The 16,016-nt window shown below is 40.3% G+C and carries 14 protein-coding genes and 4 tRNA genes; 17 read left to right on the top strand and 1 reads right to left on the bottom strand.

From position 1 onward, the window contains the following. The first annotated feature begins 143 nt into the window (after nucleotides 1-143). Nucleotides 144-1,508 carry a replicative DNA helicase gene (gene dnaB / locus UN64_RS06930; protein ID WP_066294385.1) on the top strand — a complete coding sequence of 455 codons (1,365 nt, stop codon included), beginning with the start codon at nucleotides 144-146 and terminating at the stop codon, nucleotides 1,506-1,508. Nucleotides 1,509-1,524: 16 nt separating this feature from the next. Here dnaB and UN64_RS06925 read toward each other — a convergent pair whose 3' ends face one another. Next, nucleotides 1,525-1,929 (bottom strand): UPF0158 family protein, encoded by a 405-nt coding sequence (locus UN64_RS06925; RefSeq protein WP_077360978.1) that lies wholly within the window; start codon nucleotides 1,927-1,929, stop codon nucleotides 1,525-1,527. A gap of 219 nt (nucleotides 1,930-2,148) precedes the next feature. Between UN64_RS06925 and UN64_RS06920 the strand changes: the two genes are divergently transcribed. From UN64_RS06920 to UN64_RS06845, 16 genes are all read left to right on the top strand, one after another. Next, nucleotides 2,149-3,435, top strand: coding sequence for an adenylosuccinate synthase (locus UN64_RS06920; protein WP_077360976.1), 1,287 nt, complete (start codon nucleotides 2,149-2,151; stop codon nucleotides 3,433-3,435). Nucleotides 3,436-3,746: 311 nt separating this feature from the next. After that, nucleotides 3,747-3,822 (top strand) — tRNA-Lys (locus UN64_RS06915). A gap of 16 nt (nucleotides 3,823-3,838) precedes the next feature. Next, a tRNA-Glu gene (locus tag UN64_RS06910) sits at nucleotides 3,839-3,913 on the top strand. Nucleotides 3,914-3,944: 31 nt separating this feature from the next. Continuing rightward, nucleotides 3,945-4,020, top strand: a tRNA-Asp gene (locus tag UN64_RS06905). A gap of 166 nt (nucleotides 4,021-4,186) precedes the next feature. Then, nucleotides 4,187-4,262 (top strand) — tRNA-Phe (locus tag UN64_RS06900). A 186-nt stretch (nucleotides 4,263-4,448) separates the two neighbouring features. Then, the gene (locus tag UN64_RS06895) at nucleotides 4,449-5,024 is read left to right on the top strand and encodes a glycerol-3-phosphate acyltransferase (protein ID WP_171978812.1); all 576 of its coding nucleotides are present in this window, start codon (nucleotides 4,449-4,451) and stop codon (nucleotides 5,022-5,024) included. 528 nt (nucleotides 5,025-5,552) lie between these two features. Continuing rightward, a complete protein-coding gene (locus UN64_RS06890) occupies nucleotides 5,553-7,004 on the top strand; it encodes a peptidoglycan DD-metalloendopeptidase family protein (protein WP_077360972.1) in 1,452 nt (483 codons plus the stop codon). A gap of 197 nt (nucleotides 7,005-7,201) precedes the next feature. Then, on the top strand, nucleotides 7,202-7,906 hold the full coding sequence (gene yycF / locus UN64_RS06885; RefSeq protein ID WP_077360970.1) for a response regulator YycF: 705 nt from the start codon (nucleotides 7,202-7,204) through the stop codon (nucleotides 7,904-7,906). 5 nt (nucleotides 7,907-7,911) lie between these two features. After that, a complete protein-coding gene (gene walK / locus UN64_RS06880) occupies nucleotides 7,912-9,747 on the top strand; it encodes a cell wall metabolism sensor histidine kinase WalK (RefSeq protein ID WP_077360968.1) in 1,836 nt (611 codons plus the stop codon). Beyond that, on the top strand, nucleotides 9,744-11,153 hold the full coding sequence (locus tag UN64_RS06875) for a YycH family regulatory protein (protein ID WP_077360966.1): 1,410 nt from the start codon (nucleotides 9,744-9,746) through the stop codon (nucleotides 11,151-11,153). The genes walK and UN64_RS06875 overlap by 4 nt, the downstream gene beginning before the upstream one ends. Then, nucleotides 11,154-11,999, top strand: a complete 846-nt coding sequence (locus UN64_RS06870) for a two-component system regulatory protein YycI (RefSeq protein WP_077360964.1) — start codon at nucleotides 11,154-11,156, stop codon at nucleotides 11,997-11,999. 16 nt (nucleotides 12,000-12,015) lie between these two features. Continuing rightward, on the top strand, nucleotides 12,016-12,813 hold the full coding sequence (locus UN64_RS06865; protein WP_077360962.1) for an MBL fold metallo-hydrolase: 798 nt from the start codon (nucleotides 12,016-12,018) through the stop codon (nucleotides 12,811-12,813). Between the two features lie 157 nt (nucleotides 12,814-12,970). Then, nucleotides 12,971-14,170, top strand: a complete 1,200-nt coding sequence (locus UN64_RS06860; protein ID WP_077360960.1) for a S1C family serine protease — start codon at nucleotides 12,971-12,973, stop codon at nucleotides 14,168-14,170. A 153-nt stretch (nucleotides 14,171-14,323) separates the two neighbouring features. Further along, a complete protein-coding gene (locus UN64_RS06855; RefSeq protein WP_077360958.1) occupies nucleotides 14,324-14,488 on the top strand; it encodes a CxxH/CxxC protein in 165 nt (54 codons plus the stop codon). 81 nt (nucleotides 14,489-14,569) lie between these two features. Next, entirely contained in the window at nucleotides 14,570-15,049 is a 480-nt protein-coding gene (gene rlmH, locus UN64_RS06850; RefSeq protein WP_077360956.1) for a 23S rRNA (pseudouridine(1915)-N(3))-methyltransferase RlmH, read from the top strand. A gap of 139 nt (nucleotides 15,050-15,188) precedes the next feature. Beyond that, nucleotides 15,189-15,737, top strand: coding sequence for a DUF488 domain-containing protein (locus UN64_RS06845; protein WP_077360954.1), 549 nt, complete (start codon nucleotides 15,189-15,191; stop codon nucleotides 15,735-15,737). The last annotated feature ends 279 nt before the right edge of the window (nucleotides 15,738-16,016 follow it).

Below are 16,016 nucleotides of genomic sequence, written 5' to 3'. Positions count from 1 at the left end.
GCGCCTTTAGGAGTCTCACCTGTCACACTCGTCCCCCAGGAGTCTCGCATTCTTGCGCTCCAATCAACTTGCAGATGAAGATCATAAAAAGACCAGAAAGCAACAATTTTATAGAGAAAAAAGAGGGGAGGAGGAAAAAAAGAATGAGTGATTTATTTGCCGACCGCATTCCGCCGCAGAATATTGAAGCGGAGCAGGCGGTGCTGGGTGCTATCTTTTTAGAGCCTGAAGCTTTGATTACTGCTTCAGAAATTTTGCTGCCGGAAGATTTCTACCGAGCCACACATCAAAGAATATATCGTGTCATGCTGGACTTAAACGCAAAAGGAGAACCGGTTGATCTTATCACCGTAACGTCTGAGCTTTCCGATAATAATCAGCTAGATGAAGTAGGCGGCTTATCCTTTTTAACAGAACTTGCAGACAGTGCTCCAACTGCCGCGAACATTGAATACTACAGCAAAATTGTAGAAGAGAAGTCACTGCTGCGCCGTTTGATTCGAACTGCTACTGACATTACAGCAAACAGTTATGCTCGTGAAGAAGAAGTAGAAGCGATCTTGAATGAAGCGGAGAAATCCATTCTAGAGGTTGCGAACCGAAAAAATACGAGCGCGTTTACACAGATTAAAGATGTTTTGGTACATGCTTATGACAACATCGAAGCTCTTCATAACCGTAAAGGGGATATCACTGGGGTTCCGACAGGCTTTAATGATCTGGACAGGATGACTGCTGGTTTTCAGAGAAACGATTTAATCATCGTAGCCGCACGTCCTTCAGTTGGTAAAACGGCCTTTGCCTTGAACATAGCTCAAAACGTTGCTACTAAAACGGAAGAAAACGTTGCGATATTCAGTCTTGAGATGGGTGCTGAGCAGCTTGTCATGCGTATGCTTTGTGCGGAAGGAAATATTGATGCACAGCGTCTTCGTACAGGTGCACTGATTCCGGAGGACTGGCAGAAGCTTACGATGGCGATGGGCAGTCTTTCAGCTGCCGGCATCTATATCGACGATACACCGGGGATCAGAATCAATGACATTCGTGCAAAATGCCGCCGCTTAAAGCAGGAAAAAGGCTTAGGGATGATTCTTATCGATTACTTGCAGCTTATTATGGGAAGCGGGAAATCTGGTGAGAACCGTCAGCAGGAAGTTTCTGAAATCTCCCGTTCACTAAAAGCTCTTGCACGTGAACTGGAAGTGCCTGTTATTGCCTTGTCTCAGCTGTCACGTGGTGTTGAATCCCGTCAGGATAAGCGACCGATGATGTCTGATATTCGTGAATCAGGTTCCATCGAACAGGATGCCGATATCGTAGCCTTCCTGTATCGTGATGATTATTATGATAAAGAGTCCGAGAGCAAGAACATTATTGAAATCATTATTGCGAAGCAGCGTAATGGTCCTACTGGAACTGTAGAGCTTGCATTCGTAAAAGAATATAATAAATTCGTTAATCTGGACCGGCGGCACGACGAGAGTGCCATACCGCCAGGCGCATAAAGAAAGCAGCTGGATTTTAGTCCAGCTGCTTTTCCATTTCTGTAATCTTTTTTTCGGATAGCCAACTTTCGATGCGGCCTTTCACTTTTTCTTTTTGAAAGGCATGCCATTTGTCCGTTAAGTTAAGTTGCGCGATTGTTTCATTAAATCGTTCAAACGGGTTATTTTCATTAAGTGCATGCAATAATTCATTATGCTGATTTTGATTTTCAAATTCGACCATCCAGCTAAAAGACTCAACGTTCATCACTTTTGGGATCTCAATAAAACGTTCTGGTTCATCAGCATCTAAAAACTCGAGATTAGGCAATCCTCCTGGTTCAATCGCATCAAGAAGAATGACTTGTTCATTTTTATCTAAATAGTATATGTGGTTAGCTGCGTTATCCATATAAGCAACCATTAATTTTTCAATAAACAAAGAATGATACCTCCTAAACAAGGTGAATACTACAGAATACGTTTGAGTTTTTAATCTTTTGACTATGGGAATGTAAAAATTTTACGAACAAATATATTAATTTTTGATTTAATGTTCGTGTTTTTCGTTGACTTTCGCGAAAGTTATTGCTAAACTAAGCATGGTTTTCAAGATTAGGCGATATATATCGCCAGTCGTTAATTTGATGGAGGTGCAACCATGTCATCAGTAGTAGTAGTGGGAACACAGTGGGGAGACGAAGGAAAAGGTAAGATTACCGATTATCTCTCAGAAAAAGCAGAAGTAGTAGCAAGATATCAAGGCGGAAACAACGCTGGGCATACAATTGTTTTTGAAGGTAAAAAATATAAGCTTCACTTAATTCCATCTGGAATCTTTTATAAGGATAAAATCTGTGTAATCGGAAACGGTATGGTTGTTGATCCAAAAGCTGTTCTTGAAGAGCTTGCATATCTTCACAGCCACGGAGTAAGTACAGATAACCTTCGTATCTCAAACCGTGCTCATGTTATCCTTCCTTATCATCTTCGCCAAGATATTTTAGAAGAAGAAAGCAAAGGTGCTAACAAGATCGGTACAACGAAAAAAGGTATCGGCCCTGCTTATATGGATAAAGCAGCCCGCATCGGAATTCGTATCGCTGACCTTTTAGACCGAGAAGTATTTGAAGAAAAGCTTGAGCGCAATTTAGCTGAAAAGAACCGCTTGTTTGAGCGCATTTATGAAGCAGAAGGCTTTACGAAAGAAGAAATCCTGGACGAGTACTTTGAATATGGCCAGCAGATCGAAAAGTATGTTGTGGATACATCAGTTGTATTAAACGATGCACTAGATGACGGCCGCCGCGTTCTATTTGAAGGCGCGCAAGGCGTTATGCTTGATATAGACCAAGGAACATATCCTTTCGTAACATCTTCAAACCCGATCGCAGGAGGAGTAACAATCGGTTCTGGTGTTGGTCCATCTAAGATCAACCATGTTGTAGGTGTTTCAAAAGCATATACAACACGTGTTGGTGATGGTCCGTTCCCAACTGAACTTCATGATGAAATCGGAAATCAAATCCGTGAAGTTGGACGTGAGTACGGTACAACAACGGGACGTCCGCGCCGTGTTGGCTGGTTTGACGCTGTTGTAGTACGCCATGCTCGCCGTGTATCAGGTATTACAGATCTTTCTCTGAACTCAATTGATGTTCTAACGGGTATCGAAACTTTGAAAATCTGTGTTGCTTACAAGTACAAAGGCGAATTAACTTATGAGTTCCCAGCAAGCCTTAAAGTATTGGCTGAATGTGAGCCTGTATTCGAGGAAATGCCAGGATGGACAGAAGACATTACAGGGGTAAAAGATCTTGGAGAACTTCCTGAAAATGCGCGTCATTATGTAGAACGCATCTCACAAGTAACAGGTATTCCGCTATCGATCTTCTCAGTAGGACCTGACCGTGCACAAACAAACATGGTTAGAGGCGTGTTTGCTTAAAAATAATAATTAATCGAGGCTCCTTGTTCGCAAGGAGCTTCTTTTTTTATTTAACAGAGGAATTATCCTTTGTAAAAAAGCAACCTTAAAAGTTTTTATAAAAAATAAAACAAAAACATATTGTCAAACCCTCAATATCGTGATAAAGTAACACTTGTCGTGAAAAAACGACATCGTTTGTTTTTAAGTAAGAGCCATTAGCTCAGTCACGAGCTTTACAGCGTGATTGAACTACGAGTTGTCTCGACGGATACACTTACATTCTTCACTCTTAGAGGAAGAGACAGGGTACCGCGGACAAAAATTAGCACGAGCCATTAGCTCAGTCGGTAGAGCATCTGACTTTTAATCAGAGGGTCGAAGGTTCGAGTCCTTCATGGCTCACCACTTTTTTTAAAAAAGTGGCCCGTTGGTCAAGCGGTTAAGACACCGCCCTTTCACGGCGGTAACACGGGTTCGAATCCCGTACGGGTCACCATCTTTTATATAAATATTTTTTAGCATCAAATGGACTCGTGGTGTAGTGGTTAACATGCCTGCCTGTCACGCAGGAGATCGCCGGTTCGACCCCGGTCGGGTCCGCCATTATTTTTTTAGTATATGAATAAGATTTACTTATGGCTCGGTAGCTACGAGCGTTACAGCACGATTTAGCTGCGAGTTGTCTCGGCGGATACACTTCCAAGAGAAACGTGTAGAGGAAGAGACACAAATTAAATAAGACCAAAAATTTTTGGTTTTGAAAATTTTTGGCTCGATAGCTCAGTCGGTAGAGCAGAGGACTGAAAATCCTCGTGTCGGCGGTTCGATTCCGTCTCGAGCCACCATTTTACTTTTACTTATATCCTAAATCATGCGGCATGCCTTTAGAGGCATGCTTTTTTTATATACTAAAGCTTGTTTGAAAAGCATACAAATGAAACAGGACTTTTTCTTTTACCAACAGGGTTACACACGTATTGCTTCGAATATATTGTTATCAAACTGGGATGAGGAAGGCAGATGATCATTCAATGGAATTCCAATGGGTATTGTATTTAATCACAAGTTATCTTGTCGGCGGTTTGATGACAGGGTTTATTGTAGCGAAGGTATTAAGAGGGCACGATCTAAGAGTGATGGGCAGCGGCAATATAGGTGCCAGAAATGCGGGGCGTGTTCTTGGACCACCTGGCTTCGTGCTTACATTAGCCGGTGACATTCTTAAGGCGGCAGCAGTAGTATGGGCGGGAATTGAATTAGGTTTTCCATCCTATATTCAGCTGCTTGGTTTTTTAGCAGTAATTATAGGACATCTTTATCCAATATTCCTTGGATTTAAAGGAGGAAAAGGAGTAGCATCGTTTATAGGAGGATTGCTAGTTTTTAATTGGCTGTCTGCGGTACTGGTGGGAGCTGCGTTCCTGCTGTTCTATTCCATAAAAAGAAGTCTCACAGTAGCGGGTCTTTTTGCATTTGCACTCGCTCCATTTTTTTATTGGCTGTTAGAAAAGCAATGGCTAGAGACACTAATCCTCATTCCAATCAGTCTATTAGTTTTGTATGTACAAAAAGATGATATTAAAGAGCGGCTCATGTTAAGAGAATAAACAAAGATAGTTGAGAGGAATAGGAGAAAATCACTATTGCTCTCTTTTTAATTCGCAGTTTTCATATTCATTGTTGTTTTTGAAAGTAGTTGCTCTCCGTTCCAGTCTAACCTGTCCCGCTTCATGGAAGTATCCTTGCTCCCCGTTCCAGTCTAACCTGTCCCGCTTCATGGAAGTATCCTTGCTCCTGCGTCTACAAGTAAATGCTACCGATGTGAGCTTCCTCGTCGCATGCCTAACGAGAAGCTTCTCATGTGGAAGGCACGCACCTTGCAATCCAATCAACTAGTCAATGAAGAAATGAGTCGAAAGTAACAAACTTTTTATAAATAGCCTTTGAATCAAATTATTTACCCGGTTTCCCCCTTCCTAAAACATCCGGTTTTTTACAGTTACATTACAAAATACGTGAAATTCTGACAAATTGAAGTTCATTGTGATAGGATACAAAAGGATTAAGGAGAATTTTGTCATAGGACAATAGACTTAGCTTAGATATAGCAGAGGATCTTTAGGGGGAACTAGAACGTGCAAAATCGAAAAACCACTGAAAGATTTATAAAAAAGACAGTGCCATTTTTTGTGGCGGTTATCCTATTACTAACAACTTTTACGATGAATTCATCGGTAACATATGCGCATCATGACGATAACCAATTAATCAAGACCGTTTTCCATGTCTATGTAGATGGGAAGAAAATCGGCACAGTTCGTGAAAAAAGCGTCGTGGACCGGACTGTAGAACAATATATTCAAAATGCAAAAGGTAAAAAAGGTGCTTTTGCTTTTACATTAAACGAATCTATTGAACTTAAGCCAGAAAAGATGTTTAGACCACAATTTGATAATGAAGCTGCAAGAGAAGCGTTATCGAAAACGCTGTCAGTCTCATTAGAAGCTTACCGTCTCGTGATAGATGGACAAACTGTAGCCTATGTATCCAGTGAAAAAGAAGCGGAAGACATTCTACTGAAAATGAAGCTGGAGCATGTTTCAAAAGAGGAACTGGACGCCATTGAAAAAAATAAAGCTGAAGATAAGGAAGTTGAAATTCCTGAACTGCAGGCAGGGGAAAGTAAAGTAGTAGACATAGACTTTTCATCGCCAATTTTAGTTAGAAAAGCTCAAACCTCTTTAAGTGAATTGGTTTCAGTTGATGAAGCGATCACTCGTATTAAGGAAGGAACGCTTCAGAAGAAGGAACACATCATTCAAGAAGGTGAAACGGTAGAAGGCATTACGGAAAAGTATCATCTGACAATGGATCAGTTTTTCACGCTAAATCCGCGTCTTGTGTTAGTACCCGTTATCCATGGAGGTGAAAAAGTAACGGTTACAGAGAAGAAACCTTTTACACAAGTACTTGTCTATGAAGCAACTCGAACTCAAAATGAGATACCTTTTAAAATAGAAAAACAAGAAGATAGTACGCTTGAAAAAGGCGAAACGAAAATCGTTCAAAAAGGTCAAAAAGGATTAGAGGATATTACGTATACCGTTAGAAAAACGAACGGTAAAACGATCCAAAAAGATATTTTGAACCAAGAGCAGGTGAAAGCGCCGGTAACAGAGATTCAGAAGATCGGAACGAAAATAATCCCTTCAAAAGGAACAGGCCAGCTTTCGTGGCCAGCTGTTGGAGGTTACATCTCCAGTCATATGGGATCACGCTGGGGACGCCAGCATAAAGGAATGGATATTGCCCGTCCATCGAATCGATCTATTCTTGCAGCAGATAACGGAACCGTTGCGTTTGCAGGATGGGATGGAGATTACGGAAACAAAATCATCATCAACCATAATAATGGAATGAGAACGATCTATGCACATTTAAGTTCCCTTTCTGTATCAACGGGGGATGTTGTGCAAAAGGGTTCTAAAATTGGTGTTATGGGATCAACTGGGCAGTCAACAGGTGTTCATCTGCACTTTGAGGTATATAAAAACGGAGTGCTGCAAAACCCTGAAGACTATCTGTAAAAATAAGCGCAGTGCCTCCTGGGAAAGATTTTTTCCTGGGAGGTTTTTCTTATTTGAATTTAAAGGTTTTCCCGGTATTATGGAGAAAGTTTCACTTATGATAAAATAGTAGAGATACAGCATTTTATACAATACTAAAATTCAAAATTCATTCAGGCTTTCATTAAAATAGAGTTTCCGAAAAAAGGAGCGTTCCCATGGATAAGAAAATTCTCGTTGTGGATGATGAAAAACCGATTGCAGATATTCTGCAGTTTAATCTTGAAAAAGAAGGCTTCACGGTTATGTGTGCATACGATGGCATCAATGCGCTGGAAAAGGTTGAAAAAGAGAAGCCAGACATGATTCTGCTCGATATCATGCTTCCATTGAAAGATGGTATGGAAGTATGCCGTGAGATACGCAAAAAATACGATATGCCGATCATTATGCTGACTGCAAAAGATTCGGAAATTGATAAAGTACTTGGACTTGAGCTTGGTGCAGACGATTATGTAACGAAGCCTTTCAGCACACGCGAGCTGATCGCACGCGTTAAAGCCAATCTGCGACGCCATCAGCAGGAGTCTGAGCGCGAGGTAGATGAGAACAACGAAATTACCATTGGTTCTCTTACGATACATCCTGACGCTTATATTGTTACAAAGCGCGGAGAAACGATAGAACTGACACATCGGGAGTTTGAACTGCTTCATTATTTAGCTAAACATATCGGCCAAGTAATGACTCGTGAACACTTGCTGCAGACAGTTTGGGGCTATGATTATTTCGGTGATGTCCGTACTGTCGACGTTACGGTGCGCCGTCTGCGTGAAAAAGTGGAAGATAATCCGAGTCACCCATTGTGGATCATTACTAGACGCGGAGTGGGGTATTACCTAAGAAATCCTGACCAGGAGTAATCATCATGGATAAAGTCAATTTTTTTAAATCAATACATGTGAAATTTGTATTGATTTATGTTTTGCTCATATTAATAGCCATGCAGGTAATCAGCGTCTATTTTATTAACAATTTAGAGACGGATCTGCGACAGAACTTCACAAAATCACTTTATGACAGAGTGAATTTGCTGGAGTTTAATATTGAGCAAAAAATGAAGGACGAAAAGAGCTACAAAGATCAAAAAACAGAAGATGGGACAGAACCTGAAAAAACGCTTGAAGGTGATATTCAAGCGTTAATTGACGAGGAATTCGAAGAAAAAGAAGTTCAGGTTCTTAATAAAGAGGGCACTGTGCTAGCAAGCAGCAATCCTAGATTACTAGGCCAGGTCAGCTTTAATCCAAAAATCAAACTTGCGCTTGAAGGGACAGTGGATGACGAGGTCATGCTGACTCCCGAAGGCGAGCGGGTGATGGTTCTTGCTAAGCCGATTAAAATTGACAACAATGGACCAACCATCGGTGCAATCTATTTAGAAGCATCGATTGAGAGCATTTTTAAACAAATACAGCGAATTAATAATATTTTAGTTACCGGTACTGTAATAGCCCTTATTATTACAGGACTTCTTGGTGTCTTTTTGGCGCGGACGATAACGCGTCCGATGGCGGATATGAGAAAACAGGCCCTCGTTATGGCAAGAGGTGACTTTTCCCGTAAAGTACAGCTTTATGGAGATGATGAGATCGGTCAACTCGCGATGACGTTTAATAACCTGACGAAAAAACTTCAGGAAGCGACAGCTATTACAGAGAGTGAAAGAAGAAAACTTCGTTCGGTCTTAACCTATATGACAGATGGAGTAATCGCAACCGACCGGGATGGAGCGATCATTCTAATGAATGACCGGGCGGAAGAAATGCTGAATATTTCAAGACAGAACGCTCTTGGTACATCACTGATGGAGCTATTGCGATTAAATACAAATTACACGTGGGAAGAGCTCTATAACGAATATGAATCCATGCTGCTCGATTTCAGTACGGATGATCTTCATTATGTTGTTCGAGCAAATTTTTCAACGATCCAAAAAGACGATGGTCCGATTAACGGTCTAATTTGTGTATTACATGATGTTACGGAACAAGAACAGATTGATAATGAACGAAGAGAGTTCGTTTTTAACGTATCACATGAATTAAGAACACCGCTTACTACGATGAGGAGCTACCTGGAAGCTCTTGCGGATGGTGCATGGCAGGATGAAAACATAGCACCGCGCTTTTTAGAGGTGACTCAAAACGAAACAGAGCGTATGATCCGTCTCGTTACCGATTTGCTTCAGTTATCAAAAATGGACAGCAAAGACTATCGGTTTAATTTCCGTGAAATTGATTTAGTAGATTTCCTGGATGGTATTATTGAGCGGTTTGAGATGCTTGAGAAGGAGAACATTGAACTGTCCCGTTCTCTCCCTGACAATGTGATACCTGTTCAGTTAGATACAGATAAAATGACTCAGGTGTTAGATAATATCATTTCTAATGCAATGAAATACTCTCCTGAAGGCGGTACGATAACAGTTGCTGTTGCAATCACCGGAAGAAAAGTAAAAGTAAGTATTTCTGATCAAGGTGTAGGGATACCGAAAAATAACGTGTCTAAAATTTTCGACCGCTTTTTCCGTGTCGACCGTGCTCGTTCCAGAGACCTTGGCGGTACAGGACTTGGTCTTGCGATCGCAAAAGAAATTGTTCTTGCACATGGCGGGGATATTTGGGCAGAAAGTGAATGGGGACAAGGAACGACGATACATTTTACTCTTCCTTTAAGAAAAGTTAGGGAGGGGCAGCGATGAATTGGTTAAAATGGATTACAAATACCAGAAAAATAATTACTCTTTTCCGTGAGAACTATGAACTTATCAAATCGGTTACACTAACTGCGCTTATTTTATTAAGCCTTGTACTAACTTGGAGTCTATGGACGTTTAAACCAAGCTATCCATTTTTAGAAGACGCGCGGACCGTAAAAAAACAAGAAGTAGATGATCCGGCGGAAATTCAAGACGTAGTCAATCCAACGCAAGTTATCTATCATAACGGGAGCAAGTTATATGGGGCAGAGGCTAATAATGTAATAGAAAAATTTCACAACACATTAAAAGAAACTAAGTTTATTATTGAACCCGGTACAAGAACTCTGCCGTTTGACCCTGAAGACAAATTGATAAAAGAAACTGATCACCAATACATCGAAGTTATTTATCCTGTAGAAATGACACAAGAAATCTATAAAGAAGTATTCTCTTTTGAATCGGAAATTACGGCAAGCAAACCGCAATACGTCGACAGGATCTTTCTTTACAAAAGTGATTCTTCAGGCAGTATAGAAGGATATTTAGTATCCTATCAGTCAAAGAAGATGCAAAAGATTAAAGCTTCTAATAATGCGCTGCTTCCATTAATAAATGACATTGATGATATGGTTGCCAATAGCAGTCTGGTTCCTTATCTTTCTTATGATATTGAACAGAGGAATGACGATGGCCAGAATGAAATTCAGCAAAGGTTCTACTTCCCGAAAAACAAGCTGGAACTTAACAAATATAACTATATTTCTAGAGCGACAAACGAAGACACGTATGAATTGTATAAGAAAGCCCTCTTTAAAGATCCACAAGCTGTAAAGAGTGCAACAAGCGATAATGAAATAACGTATGCGGATGGAACAGCAGCAATGGTCGTTAAAATCCTGCAAAATCGTTTTACGTATACAAATTTTGCTGGATCCGCAAATCCGAATACAACCCAAATCTCACCGCTCTTTCAATCGATAGACTATATTAATACTCATGCGGGCTGGGGAAATCCATATATTTTATGGAATATAGGTACCTATACAACTGACTTTTGGCTGTTTGTTGAAAACCTCCCTGTACTCGATCCAGAAATACAAATGAGTTTAACTTGGTACGAAAACGAATTGCAGGAATATGAACGATCTTTAGTTCAGCTGGATTTAAGCGAGACGTCCATTCCTTCTTCATTAACAGAAGAAGTTACTATACAATCTGGAGACTCAGTTATAAATAAACTGAAAGAATCTGATTATAACACCAACTATATTAAGGACATTCGCATCGGATATACCATGAAAAAGCGTGAACCTCATATCTATATGCTTGAACCGCAGTGGTTTATTAATTATGACATAAAAGGCTGGGAGCCATTATTTAAAGAAGACAGAGAGGAAGGGTTTTAATTGGATTGGAAGAAAACAAAAAGCATCTTTATCCTTACCTTTCTTGTCTTGAACTTGTTTCTGGGTTACCAGCTCTACCAAAAAAACGATATAAACAATATTGCCTATCTTTCGGAACAGCCTTTAGAAGAAAGGTTAGCGATCAATAAAATCTCATATCAGGATAAACTTCCAAAATACAAAGCTGAACAGACTTTAATTAGTGCTCAGCGCTACAAATTTACGGAAGAAGAGCAAGAACTAAGTTCAAAAAACATTTCACTTGATGAGGATGCCAGCACGGATATTACACTGCATTATAAGCTGGAAGAACCAATTGATCTTCCTGAAAAGGATACAAAAGATCTCATCGATGAGTTAGGAAAATTCTTGGAAGAAAACGTGACTCGAGGCAAAGATTACAGATTTTATGAATGGGACAAGGAAGAAAAGATCATCTGGTTTAACCAGGTTTACCTAGAAAAGCCAATTTTTTATAATACTGCTAACTTTGAAACTCCAAAAGGTTCAGAACTAGATTATGAAGCACCAAATGGTATGATTAAATTCAAACTCGACGATAAAGGGAACTTAACGGAATTCACACAAACGTATTTAGGAATTATGCGTCAAGGTGCCTTTCAAGAAATCATTACTCCCAAAAAAGCATTAGGACGTTTATTAGATACTAGCCACTTAAAAAAAGGCCATAAAATTAAAAATATCAAACTAGGATATTACAGTCTTGTAGGTGTAGGGGATCTTCAGGTTTATGCACCAACCTGGCTGATTGAAACAGAGAACGGACAATATTTAGTCAATGCAACTGACAGTTCCATTCAAGTGTTATCTGAAAAAGAGGAGTAGAAAGGAACATGCGGTTATGAGTTTAAAATTTAGCGTTCTCGCCAGCGGGAGCTCGGGGAACGCGATTTACGTAGAAACAGAGAAAACAAGACTGCTTGTTGATGCTGGACTCAGCGCTAAGCAGATACAGATTCTTTTTGAAAAAGCCGCTTGTGGAGAAGTGGGAGATATCGACGGTGTATTAGTCACTCATGAACACAGCGACCATATCAAAGGGCTGGGTGTCCTGGCACGAAAGTTTAAGCTGCCTATCTATGCAAATAAAAACACGTGGAACGCAATGAATGGCCTAATTGGGGAAGTAAACACGGAACAGAAGTTTGAGTTTGAGATGGAAACGGTCAAAACATTTAATGATTTAGAAGTAGAGTCATTTGGCGTCTCTCATGACGCTGCTGAGCCGATGTTCTATGTGTTTCATCATAATGGCAGGAAACTAGCTTTAATGACCGATACAGGCTATGTGAGCGACCGTATGAAAGGGATTATAAGGGATAGTCATTCTCTTGTTATAGAATCAAACCATGATATCAATATGCTGATGATGGGGAGATACCCTTGGAACATTAAGCGCCGTATTCTAGGAGACCATGGACATATCTCGAACGAAGATTGCGGTCATGCTCTTGCTGATGTAATCGGTGACGGGACTAAGCATATCTATTTAGCTCATCTTAGCAAAGATAACAATATGAAGGACATCGCTCGTCTTGCAGTGGAGCAAACATTGAAAACCCATGATATCTCGACTGGAGATCAAGTTATTTTACATGATACAGATGCGAGTCAGCCAACAAAGCTGGCAGTCGTTTAAATAACTTACTTGTTTAAAGTAAACCGTTTCAGGAAATAACAATAAGTGTGGGAAATTATGAAAAATAACCCAAAATGTCCATAATTTAAGGACTTATTACTTATAATGGGTTATGAATTCGAACACTTCATTGTTGAAAGGAACGGTGATGACTTACATGGGTTATTATGATGGAGATCATGAATCCTCATCTCGACAAAAAGGAAATCGCGGAGGTAAGTTTCTACCAGCTTTGCTAGGAGCGATTCTGGGCGGTTTACTAGTATTATTTACAGTGCCAGCACTAGGAGGCGCAGGTTTGCTTCCGGATAACCTGTATCCTTCAAATGAAGAAGAAAACGGTCTTGGTGCTGATGAAAACGCGATTGAGAGAAACGTGGATGTGGATCTTACTACAAACGTAACCGATGCAGTAGACAAAGCATCGGATGCAGTGGTAGAAGTGGTGAACATTCAGCAAACCGATTTTTGGAGCCAGCAGCCAGCAGGTACTGGATCAGGAGTTATTTATAAAAAAGAAGGCAATAAAGCGTACGTTGTAACAAACGATCATGTGGTAGCTGATGCGAGCCAGATCGAAATCACTTTAAGCAATGGAACAAAGCTGAAAGGGACACTTCGCGGTACAGATCCTTTAATGGACTTAGCGGTTGTAGAAATCGATGGAAGCAAAATCAAGGATGTAGCTGAGTTTGGTACATCTGGAGACTTAAAACGGGGAGAACCTGCAATTGCAATTGGAAACCCGCTAGGCAATTTTCCAGGATCAGTCACCCAAGGGATTGTCTCAAGTGCCGACCGTTCTATTCCAGTAGATCTAGATCAAGATGGCAATCCGGATTGGCAGGCTGAAGTCATTCAGACTGATGCAGCAATCAACCCCGGAAACAGCGGCGGAGCACTCATTAATATAGCCGGACAGGTAATTGGGATTAATTCATCAAAAATAGCTCAGCAGGAAGTAGAAGGAATAGGATTTGCGATTCCGTCAGATGTAGCAAGACCCATTATTGAGGATCTTGAAAAGTACGGAGAAGTACGAAGACCATTCTTAGGAGTAAATATCATTCCTCTATCACAGGTAAATACTTACCATCGTGAACAGACATTAAAGATCCCAGACAGTGTAAAAGGCGGCATTGTCGTTATGGAGATCACGCCAACATCTCCAGCTGCACGAGCTGGCATTAAAGAAATGGATGTTATCGTTGAAATGGACGGCGAAAAGATCAATGATCCGATCGCTCTTCGTAAATTCCTTTATACAAAAACAAAAATTGGTGAAGAAGTCGAAGTTGTTTTTTATCGCGATGGTAAAAAACAAACAGCTAAAGTTGAATTAGGTAAGCAAACATAAAATAATAGGAGCAGGGGGTGATGAACCTCCTGTTTTTATTTTGTATACAAAACGCTATATGTGGACTACTTTTTACGTGTATATCGTTTACAGAAGAAAAAGAATTCGGTAGTGTAAGATAGAGAATTGTGGATAAGTAAGGAGAATTGTGAAATGAAGATTATTTGCTGTAAAGAGCATGCGGAGCTTGCGATTGACATCATTGTGGATGAGTTTGAAACAGCTCCAGTTGTAGAGTTACTAACAGAGAAAGATGAGTTATCAACAACATGTGAATACTGTAATGAAGCAGGTGTATATAAAGTATCGAACATATGAACGCCTACAATATATGGGCTTAATTGTGCATATGTGGATAAGTTCTGGGGATAACTTATTTCGAAAAGGAGTTTTCAACAAGTGAATATATCAATTGTTTCCGTAGGGAAGCTAAAAGAAAAATACTTAAAACAAGGAATAGACGAATACTTAAAAAGGCTTGGACCTTACACAAAGATAGATATTATAGAAGTTCCCGATGAAAAAGCACCTGAAACGTTAAGTGACCAGGAAATGATCATGGTGAAAAATGCAGAAGGTGAAAGGATTCTAGCGAAAATCGGACAAGATGTTCATGTCATCGCAATGGCCATTGAGGGAAAAGCCATTTCTTCAAAAGATCTGGCAGATAATTTGGACAAGCTGGCAACGTACGGGAAGAGTAAAGTGGCATTTGTTATTGGAGGATCACTTGGACTTAGTGATGCCGTAATGAAGCGGGCTAATGAAAAAATTTCATTCGGAAAAATTACGTATCCACACCAGCTAATGAAGCTCGTGTTAGTAGAGCAGATATATAGGGCTTTTCGCATTAATCGGAATGAACCATACCACAAGTAGGGTGGTTAAGTGATATTTAAGTACTAGTAGTTTAATCTGAACACAGGCGCCAGACCCCAGCTATAAGAATCGTTCCTTTGATTCATTTTCATCTAATAAGGGTAATTTTAGATGTGGCATTTTAGTTAGGGAGATGAATATGAAAGTATATACGATTGGACATTATAACCATTCGAAAGAACAATTTTTGAAGTTGTTGGGAGCAGCAGAAATCAGCTTTGTGGCAGATGTCCGGGCATTTCCTGCAAGTCGCAGGAGTTCACACTTTAAAAAAGAAAACATGGACCAGTGGCTGAAAGAAGCGGGGATTCACTATCACCATTTTCCCGGTCTTGGCGGCAGAAGGAAAATGTCGGGACTGGTAGGTGAGCAATTGAACGAAGGGTGGAATAATCGCTCTTTTCAAAACTATGCGAATTACACACTGACGGATGATTTTCAGTATGCTTTGGAACTGCTTAAGGAACAGGCCAAAGAAAGGACTCTCGTCTACATGTGTTCAGAACATCATCCGGCAAGATGCCACCGTCTTCTCATCAGTAACGTGCTGCAGGCAAATGGATGGGAAGTGCTCCATCTCATACCTGATTCCAAAGGGAATCCTGGGATAGTACGTCATGAATTGGGGAAGTGGGGCGCCATGCCAATCATTGAAGAAGATGGAACCGTCGTGTATCCGAAACTATAAAAATGAAACGTGAGAAACACAGGTGGGAAGCCCGGGGACAAGTCTCGTGCTTCCTATATGTATAAGAGCAGATATACTTTTCAACCCCAGGCTCTCCTATTTACTAGAAATAGGTTACTTCAACCCATTCTTTACAATTTTATCTTTAATAATTGTCTCAACATCCAAATCTAATTCATTACAGAGTATAAGTCCGTATATGAATACATCAGCGATTTCTATCCTTAAGAGCCTTCTTTAATATTTCTTTTGACCTTACGCAGCCACGAACTTAACCGA

This window comes from Fictibacillus arsenicus (assembly GCF_001999465.1).
Classification (GTDB): Bacteria; Bacillota; Bacilli; order Bacillales; family Fictibacillaceae; genus Fictibacillus; species Fictibacillus arsenicus.
The sequence above is the reverse complement of the archived record's forward strand: the minus strand, read 5'-3'. Positions and strand labels throughout refer to the sequence as shown.